General features: G+C 63.4%; 16 protein-coding genes. 8 read left to right on the top strand and 8 right to left on the bottom strand.

What is annotated here, in order from left to right:
• Nucleotides 1-17 precede the first annotated feature (17 nt).
• From fdhE to fdnG, 4 genes are all read right to left on the bottom strand, one after another.
• A complete protein-coding gene (fdhE, locus tag L8F45_RS27295) occupies nt 18-938 on the bottom strand; it encodes a formate dehydrogenase accessory protein FdhE (protein WP_342363909.1) in 921 nt (306 codons plus the stop codon).
• A 65-nt stretch (nt 939-1,003) separates the two neighbouring features.
• A complete protein-coding gene (locus tag L8F45_RS27290) occupies nt 1,004-1,708 on the bottom strand; it encodes a formate dehydrogenase subunit gamma (RefSeq protein ID WP_342363908.1) in 705 nt (234 codons plus the stop codon).
• Entirely contained in the window at nt 1,705-2,640 is a 936-nt protein-coding gene (gene fdxH / locus L8F45_RS27285) for a formate dehydrogenase subunit beta (RefSeq protein ID WP_342363907.1), read from the bottom strand. The genes L8F45_RS27290 and fdxH overlap by 4 nt, the downstream gene beginning before the upstream one ends.
• A 15-nt stretch (nt 2,641-2,655) precedes the next feature.
• Entirely contained in the window at nt 2,656-5,778 is a 3,123-nt protein-coding gene (gene fdnG / locus L8F45_RS27280) for a formate dehydrogenase-N subunit alpha (RefSeq protein WP_425330059.1), read from the bottom strand.
• Nucleotides 5,779-5,924: 146 nt separating this feature from the next.
• On the opposite strand from fdnG, the gene L8F45_RS27275 reads away from it, so the two are divergent.
• The 4 genes from L8F45_RS27275 (at nt 5,925) to selD (ending at nt 9,202) form a co-directional block, all read left to right on the top strand.
• Nucleotides 5,925-6,503 carry a TlpA disulfide reductase family protein gene (locus tag L8F45_RS27275; protein ID WP_342363905.1) on the top strand — a complete coding sequence of 193 codons (579 nt, stop codon included), beginning with the start codon at nt 5,925-5,927 and terminating at the stop codon, nt 6,501-6,503.
• A gap of 16 nt (nt 6,504-6,519) precedes the next feature.
• Complete coding sequence (locus L8F45_RS27270; protein ID WP_342363904.1) at nt 6,520-7,626, top strand: transglutaminase-like domain-containing protein; 1,107 nt, start codon at nt 6,520-6,522, stop codon at nt 7,624-7,626.
• 81 nt (nt 7,627-7,707) lie between these two features.
• Complete coding sequence (locus L8F45_RS27265; protein WP_342363903.1) at nt 7,708-7,998, top strand: hypothetical protein; 291 nt, start codon at nt 7,708-7,710, stop codon at nt 7,996-7,998.
• A gap of 136 nt (nt 7,999-8,134) precedes the next feature.
• Nucleotides 8,135-9,202 carry a selenide, water dikinase SelD gene (gene selD, locus L8F45_RS27260; protein WP_342363902.1) on the top strand — a complete coding sequence of 356 codons (1,068 nt, stop codon included), beginning with the start codon at nt 8,135-8,137 and terminating at the stop codon, nt 9,200-9,202.
• Here the strand turns inward: selD and L8F45_RS27255 are convergent.
• The gene (locus L8F45_RS27255) at nt 9,199-10,191 is read right to left on the bottom strand and encodes an ABC transporter ATP-binding protein (protein WP_342363901.1); all 993 of its coding nucleotides are present in this window, start codon (nt 10,189-10,191) and stop codon (nt 9,199-9,201) included. The genes selD and L8F45_RS27255 overlap by 4 nt on opposite strands.
• The gene (locus L8F45_RS27250; protein WP_342363900.1) at nt 10,188-11,219 is read right to left on the bottom strand and encodes an ABC transporter ATP-binding protein; all 1,032 of its coding nucleotides are present in this window, start codon (nt 11,217-11,219) and stop codon (nt 10,188-10,190) included. Before L8F45_RS27250 ends, L8F45_RS27255 begins: the two co-directional genes overlap by 4 nt.
• A 119-nt stretch (nt 11,220-11,338) precedes the next feature.
• Between L8F45_RS27250 and L8F45_RS27245 the strand changes: the two genes are divergently transcribed.
• From L8F45_RS27245 to L8F45_RS27230, 4 genes are read left to right on the top strand one after another with little or no spacing between them, the layout of a single operon-like run.
• Complete coding sequence (locus L8F45_RS27245) at nt 11,339-12,301, top strand: ABC transporter permease (protein WP_342363899.1); 963 nt, start codon at nt 11,339-11,341, stop codon at nt 12,299-12,301.
• The gene (locus L8F45_RS27240) at nt 12,298-13,188 is read left to right on the top strand and encodes an ABC transporter permease (protein ID WP_342363898.1); all 891 of its coding nucleotides are present in this window, start codon (nt 12,298-12,300) and stop codon (nt 13,186-13,188) included. The genes L8F45_RS27245 and L8F45_RS27240 overlap by 4 nt, the downstream gene beginning before the upstream one ends.
• A gap of 22 nt (nt 13,189-13,210) precedes the next feature.
• Complete coding sequence (locus tag L8F45_RS27235) at nt 13,211-14,380, top strand: M24 family metallopeptidase (RefSeq protein WP_342363897.1); 1,170 nt, start codon at nt 13,211-13,213, stop codon at nt 14,378-14,380.
• A gap of 14 nt (nt 14,381-14,394) precedes the next feature.
• Nucleotides 14,395-15,240: an alpha/beta fold hydrolase gene (locus L8F45_RS27230; RefSeq protein ID WP_342363896.1), complete on the top strand. Its 846-nt coding sequence runs from the start codon at nt 14,395-14,397 to the stop codon at nt 15,238-15,240.
• 145 nt (nt 15,241-15,385) lie between these two features.
• On the opposite strand, the gene L8F45_RS27225 is transcribed toward L8F45_RS27230, so the two are convergent.
• Together L8F45_RS27225 and L8F45_RS27220 are read right to left on the bottom strand one after the other, a co-directional pair.
• Complete coding sequence (locus tag L8F45_RS27225) at nt 15,386-16,228, bottom strand: alpha/beta fold hydrolase (protein WP_342363895.1); 843 nt, start codon at nt 16,226-16,228, stop codon at nt 15,386-15,388.
• 73 nt (nt 16,229-16,301) lie between these two features.
• Nucleotides 16,302-17,921, bottom strand: coding sequence for an ABC transporter substrate-binding protein (locus tag L8F45_RS27220; protein WP_342363894.1), 1,620 nt, complete (start codon nt 17,919-17,921; stop codon nt 16,302-16,304).
• Nucleotides 17,922-18,018: the final 97 nt, after the last annotated feature.

The following is an 18,018-nucleotide window of genomic DNA, read 5'->3' as shown; positions in this document are numbered from 1 at the left end:
GAAGCGTTCCGCTGTCGCTAGTAGCCTTGCAGGAAGGCGTTGACGCCTCCCCGCCGATAGCCGGCCTCTCGCACGAGAAGATCAAGGCCCAGACTTGCAACATCGTCCGCGACAGGATCGACAGACGGCTCCTTTCGCTGCTCGAAAATCTTCATGTAGGAATGGCAGGACTCGCAAGTCTCGGCCCGGATGATCCCGGAGCCCGGCCCCTTTTCGATCTCGCGATAGGCGATCCCTTTCGTCGAGGCGCAACACGCGCACTTGATGCGCACGACATGCCAGAGCGTCGCGCATAGCGAGCAGGCGCAGAAGCGGGTGTTGCTGGCGCCGCGCCAGTCCACCACCATGCTGCTGACCGGCGGCGACGCGCAGACCGGACAGACGCCGTCACCGACCGGAACGAGCCTGTCAGCGTCGAGCCGGGCCGCAAGGCGCGCGAAATGCACCTGCAACGCCGCCGCGAAGAACACGCGTTCGCCAAGCCGCTCGACAGCGGTCGCGTTCGACAGGATGTCATCGATCATCACGTTGCGCGCGGCAACGTCCATGCGCGTTGCGCGATCAAGCGCCTCGCGCGCCGCCGCGGGCATCTCGATCTCAGGCGCAAGCGAGAACAGCGAGTCGAGCGTGGCCTCGAATGTCGCGTCGATCGACTTTGCGCGATCGAGCGGCGGCATAGCGTGCTGACGGGCGCGCTCCCGAAGCTCCTGTTGAGGCAGCCTCGGCTCCGGCAGGCCGGGCTGACAACGATGCTGCGCTTCAGCGAGGCCAGCCATGAAGCGCAAATAGGGTTCGAGCTGATGTCCCTGCGAGAGCAGGGCGAAACGTTGGGCGCGCAGACGGAAATGAGTTTCCGGTTCGGGAAGCCGCGCGAAAGGCGGAGCGGCGATCTCGCCGATGGGAATGGGCTCGCGCGATGGCGCGCCTGACTCACTCAATTGCTACCTCACGAACCACACGGGCCACGTTCAGCGCCGAGCGCCCGCCGGACGCGGGCGCGCGCTCATTCTGCCGGGCGAGGACCGCCCGTGACAAGCTCCCTCAGCCATTTGCGATGATGCCGCCACGCCCAGCCGCCGGTCACCTGGCCCTTCGTCATGGCGCTGATCGTGCCGCGCACCCAAATCGCGGCGTAGACATGGACGATCCAGATGCAGATGATCGCGACCGCAGCGCCGGCATGGAGCAGAACCGCGAGGCGCTTCTGCGTGATCGTGGTGTAGGATGCGAAATATTCATCCCAGATCACGAGACCGCTGCCGATCAGCGTCAGGATCAACAGCGTCATGCCCCAGAAGACCATCTTCTGGCCGGCGTTGTATTTGCCGATCTCGACGAGATCGGGATCTTCGTGATCGCGGTTGCCGAGAACCTTGTTGAGGCGCGCGAGCCACGTCGTGTCGGCGCCTTTCCACAGATTGAGCCGCCAGAAACGCAGGAACAGGCCGGAGAAGGAGAAGAACAGCACTACGCCGATCCAGGGATGGATCGCGCGCGTCGCCTGGCCGCCGCCGAACAGAGCGGTCAGCCCAAACAGGCTCGGATGAAACAAAGCCATCCCGGAGATCGCCAACAGGATGAGGCAAGCCGCCGTAATCCAGTGATTGATCCTTGCGCCGGCGGTGTAGCGATCGACGACAACGGGGTCGCCGCGATGAACGCTCTCTCCCGGTTTCGCCTCGTCAGCGCGCATTTCGTCAGCGCTCATGACTGCGTCTCCGTGAGCTGTTTGGCGGCGCTTTCATCCTCGCGCGTCACGCGGTTCGGACCCATCACGGCGTGATGCAGCACGCCGAACACGGCGAAAGCGCCCATCACCGCAAGCCCCGCATATTTCGCCACCCCTTTCCAGATCTCGACCAGCGGGCTGATGCGCGGATCCCTGGGCAGGCCGGCGTAAATCTCCGGCTGATCGGCGTGATGGAGCACATACATCACGTGGGTGCCGCCGACGCCCGGCGGATCGTAAAGCCCGGCGTTCTTGTAGCCGCGCGACTTCAGATCCTTGATGCGGCCGTCGGCCCACTGCTTCATCTCGTCCTTCGTGCCGAACACGATCGCCTGCGTCGGGCACGCCTTGGCGCAGGCCGGACCCTGGCCGACCGAAACGCGATCGGAGCACAGAGTGCATTTGTAGGCCTTGCTGTCTGCCTTGGAGATGCGCGGGATGTTGAACGGGCACCCCTTCACGCAATAGCCGCAGCCGATGCAGTTCTCATGCACGAAATCGACGATGCCGTTGGAGTATTGCACGATGGCGCCAGGCGCCGGGCACGCCTTCAGGCAGCCCGGATCGGCGCAATGCATGCAGCCGTCCTTGCGGATCAGCCATTCCAGATTCCTCGTCTCCGGATTTACCCATTCGGTGAATTTCATCACCGTCAGGCTGGTCGGCGTCAGATCAGGCGGATTGTTGTAGGTGCCGTCATTGAAGCCGACCGGCTCGCGCAGATCGTTCCATTCGAGACAGGCCGACTGGCACGCCTTGCAGCCGATGCATTTGGAGACGTCGATGAGCTTCGCCATCGGCGTCAATTTTTGCGCAGGCTCCGCGACGCGCGACGCGGAGCGGCGGATCAGATCTTTCTCGCCGAATTTCGTCGCCGCCTTCAGGTCGGGATTGGGGATCGGGGGAAACATGATCGATCTCCTCCCTCAGACAGACGCCGGAGCCGTCGTCGGCTCGATATTGACGAGGAACGCCTTGAACTCCGGCGTCTCGATATTCGCGTCGCCGACGAAGGGCGTCAGCGAATTGGGACCGAAGCCCTTCCTCGCCGCGCCGACGAAACCCCAATGCAGGGGGATGCCGACGACATGCACAGGCTTGCCGTCGCAGATCAGGGGCGCGATGCGCTTCGTCACCACCGCCTTCGCTTTGATCGAGCCGCGCTTCGACCAGACGCGGACCCAGCCGCCGCGCTCGATATTCTTCTCTTTCGCCAGCTCCTCGCTGATCTCGACGAAGAATTCCGGCTGGTTCGAAGCGTTGATCTGGACATGCTTGGTCCAGAAATGGAAGTGCTCGGTGAGACGATAGGACGTCGCTGCGTAGGGGAATTCCTTCGCATCGCCGAACTGCTCCATGTCGCCCTTGAACACGCGCGCCGCCGGATTGCCCCGGACTTTCGGCGCGACGAGATTGGCGATCGGCGCTTCGAACGGCTCGTAATGCGCCGGGAAAGGCCCTTCGCGCATCATGCCGCGCGTGAACAACCGCGCCGTGCCCTCCGGATTCATGATGAAGGGCATCACGAGATCGGGCTTCGCGTTGGGCGCGATGTCGGGCACGTCGTAGCCCGCCCACCTCGTCCCGTCCCATTCGATCAGCTTGCGCGTGTCGTCCCACGCCTTGCCGTTGATGTCGGCGGAAGCGCGGTTGTAGAGGACGCGCCGGTTGGCCGGCCAGGAGAACGCCCAGTTGGGATAGGCGCCTGTGTCATCACGATCGGTGTTGTCGCGACGGGCCATCATGTTGCCGGCCTGTGTGAAGCAGCCGGTATAGATCCAGCAGGCCGCCGCCGTCTTGCCGTCGTCGCGCAACAGCGCGAACGCCGCGAGCTGCTCGCCTTTCTTCAGCACGACCTTGGTCGGATCGTTCGGGTCCGCGACATCTTCAAGGACCGATCCGTTAAGCTCCTTGGCGAGTTCTTCCGGCGTCGGCTCGTTGGCGTCCTTGTAGTTCCAGGTCAGATTGAGGATCGGCTCGGGAACCTTGCCGCCCTCCTTCTGATAGAGGGCCTTCATGCGCAGATAGATCTGCGACATGATCCAGACGTCGCTCTTGGCTTCGCCCGGCGGCGTCGCGCCTGACCAATGCCATTGCAGCCAGCGGCCGGAGTTGACGAGAGAACCTTCATCCTCCGCGAAGCAGGTCGATGGAAGCTGGATCACCTCTGTCTGAATCTTTGAGGATTCGACATTGTTGAACTCGCCGTGATTCTCCCAGAATCGCGCTGTCTCCGTTTCGAGCGGATCCATGACGACGAGGAATTTCAGCTTCGAGAGCGAGGCCGTCAGCTTCGGCCTGTTCGGCGCTGACAGCAGCGGGTTGAAGCCCTGGCAGACATATCCGTTGACCTTGCCCTGATGCATCAGGTCGAAGATGCGCAGCATGTCATAAGACGGCAGGTCGAGCTTCGGCAGCCAGTCATAGCCGAAATTGTTCTCCGCCGTCGCCGCTGCGCCCCACATGGACTTCTGGAACGAGACGAAGAATTTCTTGTAGTTCTGCCAGAAGCTCGTCTGCCCCGGCCTGAGCGGCTTGAATCCGCGCGTCGACATATAGGAGTCAAACGTCGCCTCCCGCTCCGTCGGTATCGTGAGATAGCCGGGGATGAGGTTCGACATCAGGCCGATGTCGGTCAGCCCCTGGATGTTGGAATGGCCGCGCAGCGCGTTCATACCGCCGCCGCGCACGCCGATATTGCCGAGGATGAGCTGCAGCATCGCCATGGCGCGGATGTTCTGCGAGCCCTTTGAATGCTGCGTCCAGCCAAGCGCGTACATCGACGTCATGGTCTTGTTCCTGGTGGAACATTCGCCAATCATCTCGGCGACTTTCAGGAACTTGTCCTTCGGCGTGCCACAGATGCGCGAGACCAGATCAGGCGTATAGGTCGCGACGTGCTGCTTCAGGAGATTCCAGACGCAACGCGGATGCTGAAGCGTATCGTCGACCTTGACGAAGCCGTCCTCGCCGATCTCGTAATCCCATGACGACCGGTCGTAGTCGCGTCTCTCCTCGTTATAGCCGGTGAAAAGCCCGTCCTGATAACCAAAGCCCTCCTTCACGATGTAGGAGGCGTTGGTGAACATCTTTGTGTAGTCCCACTGCACCTTGTCGTTCTGGATGCAGTAGTTGATCACGCCGAGCAGGAAGGCGATGTCCGTGCCCTGCCGGATCGGCGCGTAATAATCCGCGACCGAGGCCGAGCGCGTAAACCGCGGATCGACGACGATCAGCTTGGCGCCACGGCTGTGCTTCGCCTCGGTGACCCATTTAAAGCCGCAGGGATGCGCTTCGGCGGCGTTGCCGCCCATGATGACGACAAGGTCGGTGTTCTTGATGTCGGTCCATGAGTTCGTCATGGCGCCGCGACCGAATGTTGGAGCCAGACTGGCTACCGTCGGTCCGTGTCAGACACGCGCCTGGTTGTCGAACGCCACGATCCCGGCGCTGCGCACCACCTTGTAGGTGCACCACGCTGTTTCGTTGGTGGTGGCGGACGCCGCAAGGACGCCTGTCGTCGTCCAGCGATTGACCGTCACGCCGTCATTGTTCTTCTCGATGATGTTGGCGTCGCGATCGTCCTTCATCAGCCGCGCGATGCGATCGAGCGCCTGATCCCAGCTGATGCGCTCGAACTTGTCGGAGCCCGGCTTGCGCAGCATCGGATATTTGAGCCGCGTCGGAGCATGGACAAAGTCAAGCAGCGCAGAGCCTTTCGGGCAGAGCGTGCCGCGATTGGTCGGGTGATCGGAGTCGCCCTCGATATGGATGAGTTCGGCTTTCTCGCCCTTCGTGCGATCGCCTTTCGAATACATGATGATGCCGCACGCCACCGAGCAGTAGGTGCAGGTGTTGCGCGTTTCCGTCAGGCTCGCGAGCTTGAAGGGGCGGATCGCCGCGGCATAGGCGCTTTCGATGTCTCCAAAACCAAGCGCCCCAAGCGTCGTTCCCACCACCCCCGCGCTCGCGCCGACGACAAACTGGCGCCGCGAGAGTTCGATGGTCAATTCGGCTTCCTCCCTAATCAGCGCCCCGACCGGGGGCATTTCGGCGAGCGCGCGAGTCACGCGCCACAACTCTTTGTAACACAGCGTAGATTTGAGATGTTCCAATGTCAAAGTGGATGAAAGTATAGGAAGCCAGCGCGGCGACGCCCGTTGACCGCCAGCGCCAACGTCGTCACAGCTGCTGCGTGATCGCACGGCGTGCTCCCGCGGCGCGGGGCGCAACCTTCTGGCGCGTAGCCGCAGCTTTGGCTGCATGCGCTGCAGCATTTTTATTGCCTCTCAACTCCGACGCGGCTGAGCGGTCTTTTCGACCTTGGACGGGAGACGCATCCCCGCGCGCGTTCGCCCTTTCCGCTGTTGACGGCGCTGCAGCAAATCTTGCTGCGCAGCGAGGACGCGTCGTCGTGCTGCATTTCTTCGCCACCTGGTGCGAGCCTTGTCGCGAGGAGTTGCCGGCGCTTGGCCGCTTCGCCGAACGGGCCGGCGACGCGCCGCTCTCCATTCTGGCTATCTCAGTGGCCGAGCCGCAGTCGCGCGTGCTTCGCTTCCTCGAGGGACGGCCGGTGAATTTCCCGGTGCTGCTCGATGAATCCCGCGCCGCCTCGAAGGCCTTGGGCATCACCATTCTGCCATCGACGATCGTGCTCGACGCGCGGCTCGAACCGCGGCTTTGGGTTGAAGGAGATTTCGCCTGGGACGGACTGGCTCCGCGGGAGTTGATCGACCGGATCAACGCCGGCGAACCGGCGGCCATCGAGAACTGACATTCAGGAGGGAACCATGACGCTTCATCGACGCGACCTTCTTAAAGCCGGCGCAGCCTTTTCGGCCGGGGCGGCGCTGCCGCGCGCCGCCGCGGCGCAGACGCCTGATTTCACGCCGCAGCCGGGCGCATGGCGGCGTTTCGAGATTACCACGCGGCTCGACATCGCTAGCGCCGCGGGCGCGACGCAGGCCTGGATGCCGCTGCCGTCGGTGCAGGCGGACGGCTGGCATCAGGCGAATGGCAATGTGTGGCGCACGAACGGGGAAGCCGTCCTTCACCGCGATCCGAAGTACGGGTCGGAGATGCTGCATGTCGTATTCGCGGCGGGCGAGAAGGCGCCTTTCGTGGAAGCGACAAGCCAGATTGCAACGCGCGACCGCGCGACCGATTTCAATCAACCGGGCGACGCCCCGTCACTGTCGGCCGCCGAACGCGCGCTTTATCTCGAAAGCACGGATCTCATTCCGACCGACGGCGTCGTGAAGGAGACCGCCGACCGCATCACCGCCGGCGCCGCGACGGATGTGGAGAAAGCTCGCGCCATCTATGAATGGGTGGTGGAGAACACCTTCCGGAACGCCGCAACGCGCGGCTGCGGCGTCGGCGACATCGCCGCCATGCTGAAATCCGGCAATCTCGGCGGCAAATGCGCCGACCTGAATGCGCTCTATGTTGGCCTCGCGCGCGCCTCCGGAATTCCCGCGCGTGACGTCTATGGCGTGCGCGTCGCCCCGTCGAAGTTCGGATACAAGAGTCTTGGCGCGGGCTCGGAGAACATCACCAGGGCGCAGCACTGCCGCGCTGAAGTATTCCTTGCCGGATTGGGCTGGACGCCTGTCGATCCCGCTGACGTGCGCAAGGTCGTGCTGGAAGAGCCCGCGACCAGTCTCGCCCTTGGCGATCCGAAAGTCGCGGCGGCTCGAAAGACGCTGTTTGGCGCCTGGGAAGGCAACTGGCTCGCCTATAATTTCGCGCATGACATCGCCCTGCCAGGTTCGTCCGGACCAAGGCTGGGCTTCCTGATGTATCCGCAGGCGGAGACCGCCAATGCGCGCCTCGACTGTCTCGATCCGGACGCGTTCCGTTACATGATCCGGTCGAAGGAACTGACTGCGGCGTGAGCAAACACTCTCAGGCCGCGCGGATGGAATATCCGGGAACCCCGACGCCGCCTTGGCGATTTCCTCCGACGGGAGATCGCCATGAAAATCGCCGCCCTGCTTTCAGCTTTCCTGTTGGCGTCCGCGCCCTTCTCTTCGCTGGCGCAGGAGCACATGTCTGCGCCGACCGACGCGCCGACACACAGCGAGGGCACGAAGCCGGACAATCGCGGCAGCACAGGCTGGGGCGGCGGCGCAAAGGAGCCGGACAAGACCGGCTCCATTTCCCCGTCAACGAACAAGAGCGACGCGGCCGATCAACCGCCGCTCGCGAGCGGCGTCGATCTCAAGGGACCGCCTCAGCAGTTTCCTCCAACCAAGACGCCGGAATAATACGGCGCCAAATCGCAGTTCATTTTCGCCAGTCGCATCCAGCCAGGGCGCGCGTTTCATCGCATGAATGCGAGCGCGATCGACGGCGAATGCGACGCGTGCTCCTTTCCCTTTCGATCCCAATAAGGATGAACGCATGGATGGCGCCCAGGTCCGCCTGACAAGTCTCGCCCATGGCGGCGGCTGCGGCTGCAAGCTCGCGCCGGCCGTGCTGCAGACGCTGCTGTCGGGGCAAACAGCGGCTCATCCCTACAAGCAATTGCTGGTCGGCCTCGAGACCGGCGACGATGCGGCCGTGTGGCGGCAGGACGACGGAACCTGCATCATCGCGACCACGGACTTCTTCATGCCGATGGTCGATGATCCCCACGACTTCGGCCGCATCGCCGCGACCAATGCGATCTCCGATGTCTACGCCATGGGCGGCGCGCCGATCATGGCGCTCGCAATCCTCGGCATGCCCGTCGACAAGATCGCGCCTGAGACGGTGAGGCGCATTCTCGAAGGCGGGCGCTCGATCTGCGCCGAAGCGGGCATCCCCGTGGCGGGCGGCCATTCCATCGACTGCCCCGAACCGGTCTACGGCCTCGCCGTGATCGGATTGTGCAAGGCTGAAGAGGTGCGCCGCAACGCCGACGCCCGACCCGGCGACGCGCTCATCCTGACGAAGCCGCTCGGCGTCGGCGTCTATTCCGCTGCGATCAAGAAAAACGCGCTGCCATTCGGCGCCTATGACGAGATGATCGCGACGACGACTTTGCTCAACAAGGTCGGCGCGCAACTCGGCAAGGATCGAGCCGTCCATGCGATGACCGACGTGACCGGCTTCGGACTGCTCGGCCACAGTCTCGAAATGGCGCGCGGCTCAGACGCGACGCTCGTGATCGACATCGACGCTGTGCCGCTGCTTCCGCACGCGGCGGCGCTGTCGCAGCAAAATTTCGTCACCGGCGCCTCGCATCGCAACTGGGCGAGCTATGGCGAGGAGGCGATCGTGCTGCCAGGCGACTGTCCCGACTGGCGCCGCCACCTTCTCACCGATCCGCAGACGTCAGGCGGGCTCCTCGTGTCCTGTGACCCCGATCACGCCAGCGATCTGACGACGATGATCAAGGCCGCGGGATATCCACACGCCTCGGTCATCGGCCGCGTCGACGCCGGGCCGCCTGTCGTGCGCGTTGCGCCCGGTCAGCCGCGCGGCTAACTGCTCCGCGCGCCGATCAGATCGCCGCTGTAGTGACAGGCCGCAAGATGAGCCGCATCGCGCTGGCCTTCCAGGCGCGGCTCGATGGATACGCAACGCGCTCCATCGCTTTTCCAGCAACGCGTGTGGAAGCGGCAGCCTGAAGGCAGATCGATCGGGCTTGGGGGATCGCCTTCGATCCGGATGCGTCGGCTTTCGCGCGCGCGAACGGGATCGGCGACGTTGATCGCCGACAGGAGCGCCTGCGTGTAGGGATGCGCCGGCCGGTCGAAGATTTGCGCCGTGTCGCCGATCTCGACCACGCGTCCGAGATACATCACCGCGATGCGATGCGAGATATGTCTGACCACCGCGAGATCATGCGCGATGAAGATCAGCGCAACACCAAGGCGGCGCTGCAATGACTTAAACAGATTGACCACTTGCGCCTGCACCGAAACGTCGAGCGCCGAGACCGGCTCGTCGCAGACAAGCACTTTCGGTTCGAGCGCCAGCGCGCGGGCGATGCCGATGCGCTGACGCTGGCCGCCCGAGAATTCGTGCGGATAGCGGTTCATCACCGCGGGATCGAGCCCGACAAGCGTCAGCAGTTCCGCGATGCGCACCCGCCTGTCCGCGCGGCCTTTTGCGAGCCCATGGACGTCGATCGGCTCGCCGATGAGGTCGGCGACAAGCATGCGCGGATTGAGCGCCGTGAACGGGTCCTGGAACACCATCTGGATGTCGCGCCGCGCGTTGCGATCGCGCCGCGACAACGAGTGGCCGGCGAAAGCGACGTCGCCGGCGTCAGGCGTTTCGAGACCCACCAGCATGCGCGCCAAAGTCGATTTGCCGCAACCTGACTCGCCAACAACGCCCAGCGTCTCGCCGGCGCGCACAGAGATATCGACATGATCCACGGCGCGTAGACGCTTCGCGCCGGAGAGCAGGCCGCGGCCGATCACATATTCCTTCACGAGGCCGGTCGCAGCGAGCACGCTGTCGGTCATGCGCGCGCCTCCGGCTCGGTGACGCAGCATGCGGCGCTGCGCTCCAGCCCTCGCGGCTTGAGCAGAGGCCGCTCCATCGCACAGCGAGCCACGCGGCGATGGCATCGCGGTTCGAAGGCGCATCCCGGCGGCAAACGCGCGAGATTGGGCGGCGATCCCGGAATGGCGACCAGGTCCTCGCTTTCGGATACGCCGGGGATCGAGGCGAGCAGACCCTCGGTGTAGGGATGCGCCGGTCGCGCAAAGAGATCGACCACAGGCGCCGTCTCGACGATCCGGCCGCCATACATCACCACTGCGCGATCCGCGACTTTCGCCACCACGCCGAGATCGTGTGTGATGAGCAGCACGGCCATGCCGAGCGAACGACGCAGATCATCCAGCAGTTCGAGAATCTGCGCCTGTACGGTGACGTCGAGCGCTGTCGTCGGCTCATCCGCGATCAGCACGTCAGGCCGCAGCGCAATCGCCATCGCGATCAGGATGCGCTGGCGCATGCCGCCGGAAAACTGGTGCGGATAATCGTCGATGCGCCGCTCCGGCGCCGGGATACGGACAAGCCGCAACAACTCGATCGACTTCTCGCGGGCCGCGCGCGCCGTCGATCCCTCATGGATGCGGAATGTCTCGCCCAACTGATCGCCGATGGAGAGCACGGGATTGAGCGCGGACATCGCGTCCTGGAACACCATCGCGATGCGGCGTCCACGCACCGCGCGCCAGCCTTCTTCATCGAGCGCGCCGACATCTTGTCCCGCGAGCGCGATGCGTTCGGCGCGCACCGCAACATTCGGACCCGTCAGCAGACCCATCGTCGCGCGCGCTGTCACGGACTTCCCGGAGCCGGATTCGCCAAGCAGCGCCAGCAATTCGCCACGCGCGAGCGAGAACGACACATCGCTCGCCGCCGCGACCTCGCCGAAGCGGGAGCGGAAGCGGATCGACAATCCCGAAACGGCCAGCGCCGGGACCGTCGCAGCCTGCGGCTGCTCTTCCCGCGCGGCTTCCGAGGTATGTGCAAAAGACATCGCCCTTTGATTGACCGAGCCGCCGGCCCGTTGCAACTTTATTCAGTGACCGAAACGCGATTTCCTCTACTGATACCGAATGCGCGCCTTCGGGACGTCGCAATGGGCGGAGGCGCGGCGTGAGGCTGTTCCACTTTGCGTCGCGTCGGCTGGGGCGAGGCGCTCTCACGCTATGGTTCGCGGTCACCGTGACGTTCCTGCTCGTGCGCCTGTTGCCCGGCGATCCCGCGCTGGCGGTCGCCGATCCCGGCATGACGGAAGCGACGCGGCTTGAGCTTCTGCGCTTCTACGGCCTCGACCAGCCGCTCTGGGTGCAATACGGCGCCTATATGCGCGAACTCGCGCAGGGCAATCTCGGCGTCTCGTTCCGCCAGCAGATTCCCGTCGTGCGGGTGCTGATCGAGCGACTGCCCTGGACGCTGCTGCTGACGGGCTCTGCGCTCGTCGCCACCATCCTGATCGGCGTGCCGCTTGGCGTCGCCGCTGCGACGCGCGCCAACGGGTTTGTCGATCGCGCGCTGCAGATGTTCAGCGTTATCGGCCAGTCCTTCTTTGTGCCGTCGATCGGCATCTTTCTGCTCTATCTCTTCGGCATCATCCTGGGCTGGCTGCCCATCGGCGGCGCGATCGATCGGGACGCGACGGGGTTCGCTGCGGCGCTCAGCGTGCTGCGCCATCTCGCCCTGCCCTGCATGAGCCTCGTGCTGGTGCAGCTTGGTTCTTACGTCCTCACGCTGCGCGCCACTTTGATCGAATGTCTCAAGGAAGATTATTGCGATCTCGCGCGCGCAAAGGGCGCGAGCCGCCGCACGATCGTGTGGAAACATGCGCTGCGCAATGCGCTGCTGCCGACGACGACGCTCGTCGGTCTCCAGCTTGGCTTCCTCGTGTCGGGCGCGGTGCTGACGGAAACGATCTTCGCCTATCCCGGCGTGGGGCGCGCGATTTTCGAGTCGGTCGGCCAACTCGATTTTCCTGTGCTGCAAGGCGCGTTCGTCATGCTGGCGGCGACCGTCGTTCTCGCGAATTTCCTGACCGATCTCGCCTACGGCCTGCTTGATCCGCGCGTGAGGACGGCATGAGCGTCGCAGACGGCGTCATTAGCGTCGAAACCGCCTCGGCGCCTGCGGACGCCAGCGCGGCGCGGCGCACCGCGCGCGCTTTCTTCCGGAATCCGTTGGGCGTCGCCGCGGTCGCGGTTATGTTGGCGATCATTATTCTCGCCATCACGGCGCCATGGCTCGCGGCCTATCCGCGTGGATACGGAACCGCGATTTTCTCACCACCGACATGGGCGCATCTGTTCGGCACGGACGAGCTCGGTCGCGACGTGTTCGCGGAAGTCGTCTGGGGCGGCCGGACATCGATGCTGATCGGGGTTTGCGCGTCCGTGCTGGCGATCCTGATCGGCGTCGCGGTCGGCGTGGGCGCCGCTTATTTCCACTCGCTCGACGCGGCGCTCGGCGTTGTCGTCGATCTCTTCCTGTCGCTGCCGGTCTTGCCGTTGATGATCCTGATTGCGGCGCTGATCGGCCCGAGCATCGAAAGCCTGATCATCGTCATCGCGCTCTTCTCCTGGCCGGAAGTGGCGCGCGTGGTGCGGTCTCAGGCGCTGATGGTGGTTCGGCTGCCCTTCGTCGATGCGGCGCGCGTGATCGGCGGTTCGCATGTCTGGATCATGCGCAAGCATGTGCTGCCTGCCGTCGCGCCAATGATCTCGGTCTCGGTGGTGCTGACCGCATCGCGCGCCGTTCTATCCGAGGCCGGTCTTTCCTTCCTTGGACTTGGCGATCCCGACACCTGGTCCTGGGGCAAGATTCTCTACAATGCGCAACGTTCGGGATCGCTGGCGACGGCATGGTGGACAACCTTGTTTCCCTCGCTCGCGATCCTGCTGCTCGTCGTCTCCGCGACTTTGATCTCGATCGCCTACAACGATGCGCGCAATCCCAAAGTCCGCAGCGAATGAACAGGATCAGGAAAGGCACGCCATGAGCTTCTCACAGCGTCTGAAGCCCGAATTCTTCGCGCAGCTCCAGAAGGAAATGCGCGAACGCCTCGGCGCATCCGGACTCGAACTGCTGATCGTCGATCACTATCAGGACGTCTCATACGCCACCGGCTTCTCGCACTATCCGAACGAGCGGCCGGTGGCCTTCGCCATCACGCAGAAGGGCGCTTATCTCCTCGTTCCCGAGCTTGAGCGCGAATATGCGGGCAAGCAGAAAGCCGCAGCCGAGATCGTCACCTATTTCGAATTTCCCGGACTCGACAAACCGTTCGACGTGCTGTCGCGCGCAATTGGTTCGATCCGCGGCCGCGCCGGCTATTCCGGCGCCATGGAGATTCATCGGCTGCGTCAGCTTCAGAAGGCTTTTCCCGATTGTGTGTGGGAGGAGAGCGATATCATCGACCGGATGCGCCTGCTGAAGAAGCCGGAGGAAATCGTCCTGCATCAGGAAGCGTCACGAATTTCCGACGATATGGTGCGCGCGGGCGCGGAATTCGTGGCCGAGAGATTCCGCGCTGGCGATCTGCCGAGCGAGGCGGAACTCGCAGGCTATGTCGTGCGGCATGGCATGCGCGTCATCCATGAAGAGCATGATGACCTCTTCCTCACGCCGAAGATGGCGGGAGGCCTGGTCTATTCCGGCGCGAACTCCGCCTTTCCCCATGGCATGCCGTCGAGCGACCGGCTGAAACCTGGCGATTGCTTCATGCTCTCGCTTGGCTGCGCGGTCGGCGGCCGCTTCGCGGAAAGCGAGCGCACCTTTTTCCTCGGCGAACCAACTCAGGAGCAGCGCCGCTTCTACGAGGTTGTGCGCGAGGCGCAGCATGAAGGCGTCGAAGCCATGATCGCCGGCAAACCCTGCGCGGCGCCAAACGAAGTCGCGCTCGGAATTATCCGCGGCGCCGGCTTCGGCGACTATATCCGCCACCGACTCGGCCATGGCATCGGCCTCGGCAATCACGAACCGCCATGGATCGAGGCGGGAGATTCATCTCCGATGGAGCCGGGCATGATCCTGTCGAGCGAGCCGGCCGTCTATGTGCCGGGGCTTGGCGGCTTCAGGATCTCGGACACCGTGCTGGTGATCGACAAGGCGCCGCTGCGGATGACGAAATATCCGCGCGCGCTTGATGACGTCGTGATCGCCTGAGCGGAATCTGGAACATGCGCGTTCGCATCAACGACAACGAGCTTGAACTCGAAATCCTGGGCGACAGAGCGGATGCGCCTGTCATGATCGTTCATCACGGCGCGCCGGGACTGGGCTCGCGCGCCGAACCGAAGACGGGTTACGGCGCCTTCGCCGACATCTGCCGCGTCGTGGTCTATGATGCGCGTGGATCGGGCGAAAGCGAGGGCAAACGGCCTTTCACCCATGAGCAATGGGTCGCCGATCTCGACGCTGTGCGTGCTTATATGGGCGTCGAGAGTTTCGTCCTCGCCGGCGGCTCCTATGGCGGGTTCATCGCGATGGAATACGCCGTCCGTCATCCCCAGCGGCTCAAGGCGCTGATCCTGCGCGACACCTCGCCCGACAATTCGCATCGCGATCAATCGACGCAGACTTTCCTCAACAGCGACAAGATCGATCTTGATCCCGAGATGATCATGCGCGTGAAGCGCGGCGAAGTTCGAGACAACAAGGAGTTTTACGAATATTGGCGCAAGGTGCTGCGCATCTATGACGCCAATTACGACGCGGCGAAAGTCGAGGCGCGGGCTGCAGCGACTCCCTATCGCTATGAGACGCATAATTATGCGTTCTCGACCAACCTTCCCGCCTATGATGTGAAGGACAGGCTTGGCGTCATCAAATGTCCGACGCTGGTGGTGGTCGGCCGCCACGATCCGGTGACGCCGGTCTGGTGCTCGGAGGCGATCGTTGCACGTATTCCTCAGGCGCGTTTCCGCGTCTTCGAGAATTCAGGCCATTCGCCGCCAATCGAGGAGCCAGAGGCGTTTCAAGCGGAGGTGCGGGAGTTTTTGAAGGATTCGATCGGGGTAGGGTAAGGAGAGCGTCATCCCGGATGTGGCGCAGCGTGAAGCGGTTCGCTGCTAATCCGTGACCATTGTCGGACGAGCATTTAACTGAAAAAGATTCCGGGTCTGCGCTGCATCACTTCGTGTTGCAGCGCGCCCGGGATGACGTGACCGTTCACGCCAGAGCACGTTTTAAAAACGCCCGCACGGTCGCCTGGAACTTGTCCGCTTCCTCGATCTGCGGCGAATGTCCTGACTTTTCGAAGATCACGAGTTCCGCGTTCGGGATCAGATTTGCGATCTTCTCGCTCTGGAACACGGGCGTGATCCAGTCATGCCGCCCGACCGTCACCAGCGTCGGACATTTGATTCCTGGCAGCCTGTCCTTGAGATCGTAATTCTTGAGATTGACCGAAAACGCATAGTTATGCGTGACGAAATGATAGGGCGTCCTCTCGGCGCGCTCTTCCACCTTCTTCATGTCGAGGTCATGATCGTAGAGCGGAAGGATGTGGCGCCAAGCCGCCTTGAGATCGGCGTCGTCGCGCATCTCGCCATCCATGATGCGATTGAAGAGGTCGAGATCAACCTTGATGCGCGGTGAGGCCAACGCGTTCGCGCGCGCCGCCGGATCATGATCGCGATCGGGCGACGTATCGCGCAGCACTAACGCCCGCACGCGATCGGGATGGCGGATCGTATATTCCATGGCGATGAATCCGCCATAGGAGCCGCCGGCCATGACGATTTTCTCGGCGCCGATCCATTCACGGATCGCATCGACATCCGCCACCCATTGCTCGTGACTGAAGGGCGGCGCGTCCTCGCTCGCGCCAGAACCGCGCGCGTCGAACACGACGACGCGATACTCGTCCGATAAAGGGCCAAAGCTCGTCTTGGGTTCGACGTGCGAACCCAGTCCCGGCGCGCCGTGATGAACGATCATGACGGGCGCGCTGGGCTTCTGACCAAGCACCTCGACATTCAGCATGGCGCCGTTGATCTTGATTTTGGGCATATTCAAAGCTCCATGCCGCATGGCGCGCTGTCGCGCCATACGCAAATCAGAAAAGCGATCTGGCGAAGGCCGGCTAGCCCACAAGCTTCATGTTGGCGAGCGAGCCGGGATTGATGATCGAGAGCAGATCGCTGGGCCGCGGCTCGAGGTCCTGCACGCGCTTCGCGTTGTGGGCGACATTGAACTCCTGCACATAGAGCACATTGTTATACATCTTTTCATGCACGAGCTTCGCCGCCGCGCGCACCGGCGCCAGCGCGGCTTCCGGCGTCAGCGCCGAGGCGCATTGATCCAAGATCTTGTCGAGTTCGGGATCAGCGATGCCGCCATAATTGATGAAGGAGCCGGTGCGGTAGAGCTGGTCGAGGCTCGCTGGCGGATCTTCGAGGATCGACCAGTTGCCGGCGTAAAGATCGAACTCAGCGTTGCGCGCCCGCTGCAGCCAGGTGTTGCGCTCGCTGCCTGAAAGCTTGATGTCGATGCCCGCGTCGCGGCTCGTGTCGCGCACGATCTGCGCCCAGTTCGAGACATAGGGGTCAGCCTGATCGAAGATCATCGACAGGGACAGGCCCTCATACATCCCGCCCCTGCCCTTCTTGAAGCCGGCGCTTTCGAGCAGCTGGCGCGCCTTGTCAGGATTATAGGAATATTCCTTGAGACCGGGATCGAAATAGCGCGCGATGACGGGGCTCAGCGCGCTCGACCCAGTGCCCTTGGCCTGCCCCTGCAACGCGACCGCCCGGATCGCCTCCGGATTGACCGCGTAGGCGAGCGCCTGCCTCACCTCGACCTTGTTGAGCGGCGCGCGCCGCACATTGTAGAGAATGTGGCTCCAGCCCAGCGACGAAACTGTCGCCACCTTCAGCCCGTTCACATTGTCGAGACTCTTCGCCAGCGTGAACGGCAGCGTCGTCGCCACCATGTCGAGATCGCCGCTGCGCAGCGCCAGCGCCTGGCTGTTCACATCAGGGAAAACTCTGAACTCTATCTCCTCGACATTCGCCTTGCCCGCGGCGGCAAGCGGATAGCTCTCGGTCCTGCGCATGACGTAGCGCTGGCCGGGCTCGACGCTGACGAGCTGGTAAGGGCCGGCGCTCACCCAATCCTTGTCGTTCGCGAAGGCCTTCACGCTTTCAGCCTTGCTGAAGATGTGCGCGGGCACGATCGGCATCCAGAAGCCGATGCCGCCGAGAAACGGGCCGCGCACGCCGGAAAATTCGAACTCGATCTCCGTCGGCGACACCGCGCGAGCCAACTTCATGCCTGCGGTATAGCCGCCGGAGACGCCGATCTTTTCTTTCGCGACCGCGTTCACGGTGAACACGACGTCTTCAGCCGTCACCTTCTTGCCGTCGGACCAGGTGAAGTCGTCCCGGATCGTCATCCGAGCCCTCAAGCCGTCGGGGTCATAGCCCCAGGATTTGGCGAGCGCGGGAATCTTGGCGCCGCTGGCGTCCATCTGCATCAGCCGGGGATACATGAGCTGGAGAATCCAGGTGTCGGTGCGGCTGTTGCTGACCAGTGGATTGTAGATCTGCACATCGGCGTTGGTGCCGATTACGACGCGCTTGCGCGTCTGCGCGAGAGCGCCGCCGCCAAGCAGCGCCGCGGTGAACGCGCCTGAAGAGGCGACGAAGCGCCGGCGATCCATCACCGAAACGTCCGCGCCATGCAAGAAAGAGCCGACCGTCATCGCGTCACCAATCTTTCCGGATGATCCAACCGCATCATGATGCGGCGAGGCGAGAAATTACGTGAGATCGCAAGGTGTCCGATCCGTTTTGGACCGT

It is taken from the genome of Terrirubrum flagellatum, assembly GCF_022059845.1.
In the GTDB taxonomy this organism is placed as follows: Bacteria; Pseudomonadota; Alphaproteobacteria; order Rhizobiales; family Beijerinckiaceae; genus Terrirubrum; species Terrirubrum flagellatum.
The sequence above is the reverse complement of the archived record's forward strand: the minus strand, read 5'-3'. Positions and strand labels throughout refer to the sequence as shown.

Bases quoted from the DNA above. Each gene is read 5' to 3' on its own strand.
- L8F45_RS27255 (WP_342363901.1), bottom strand. From the start codon at position 10,191: ATGACCGACAGCGTGCTCGCTGCGACCGGCCTCGTGAAGGAATATGTG.
- L8F45_RS27270 (WP_342363904.1), top strand. From the start codon at position 6,520: ATGACGCTTCATCGACGCGACCTTCTTAAAGCCGGCGCAGCCTTTTCG.
- L8F45_RS27265 (WP_342363903.1), top strand. From the start codon at position 7,708: ATGAAAATCGCCGCCCTGCTTTCAGCTTTCCTGTTGGCGTCCGCGCCC.
- L8F45_RS27235 (WP_342363897.1), top strand. From the start codon at position 13,211: ATGAGCTTCTCACAGCGTCTGAAGCCCGAATTCTTCGCGCAGCTCCAG.
- L8F45_RS27220 (WP_342363894.1), bottom strand. From the start codon at position 17,921: ATGACGGTCGGCTCTTTCTTGCATGGCGCGGACGTTTCGGTGATGGAT.
- L8F45_RS27240 (WP_342363898.1), top strand. From the start codon at position 12,298: ATGAGCGTCGCAGACGGCGTCATTAGCGTCGAAACCGCCTCGGCGCCT.
- L8F45_RS27225 (WP_342363895.1), bottom strand. From the start codon at position 16,228: ATGCCCAAAATCAAGATCAACGGCGCCATGCTGAATGTCGAGGTGCTT.
- L8F45_RS27290 (WP_342363908.1), bottom strand. From the start codon at position 1,708: ATGAGCGCTGACGAAATGCGCGCTGACGAGGCGAAACCGGGAGAGAGC.
- selD (WP_342363902.1), top strand. From the start codon at position 8,135: ATGGATGGCGCCCAGGTCCGCCTGACAAGTCTCGCCCATGGCGGCGGC.
- fdxH (WP_342363907.1), bottom strand. From the start codon at position 2,640: ATGTTTCCCCCGATCCCCAATCCCGACCTGAAGGCGGCGACGAAATTC.
- L8F45_RS27230 (WP_342363896.1), top strand. From the start codon at position 14,395: ATGCGCGTTCGCATCAACGACAACGAGCTTGAACTCGAAATCCTGGGC.
- L8F45_RS27250 (WP_342363900.1), bottom strand. From the start codon at position 11,219: ATGTCTTTTGCACATACCTCGGAAGCCGCGCGGGAAGAGCAGCCGCAG.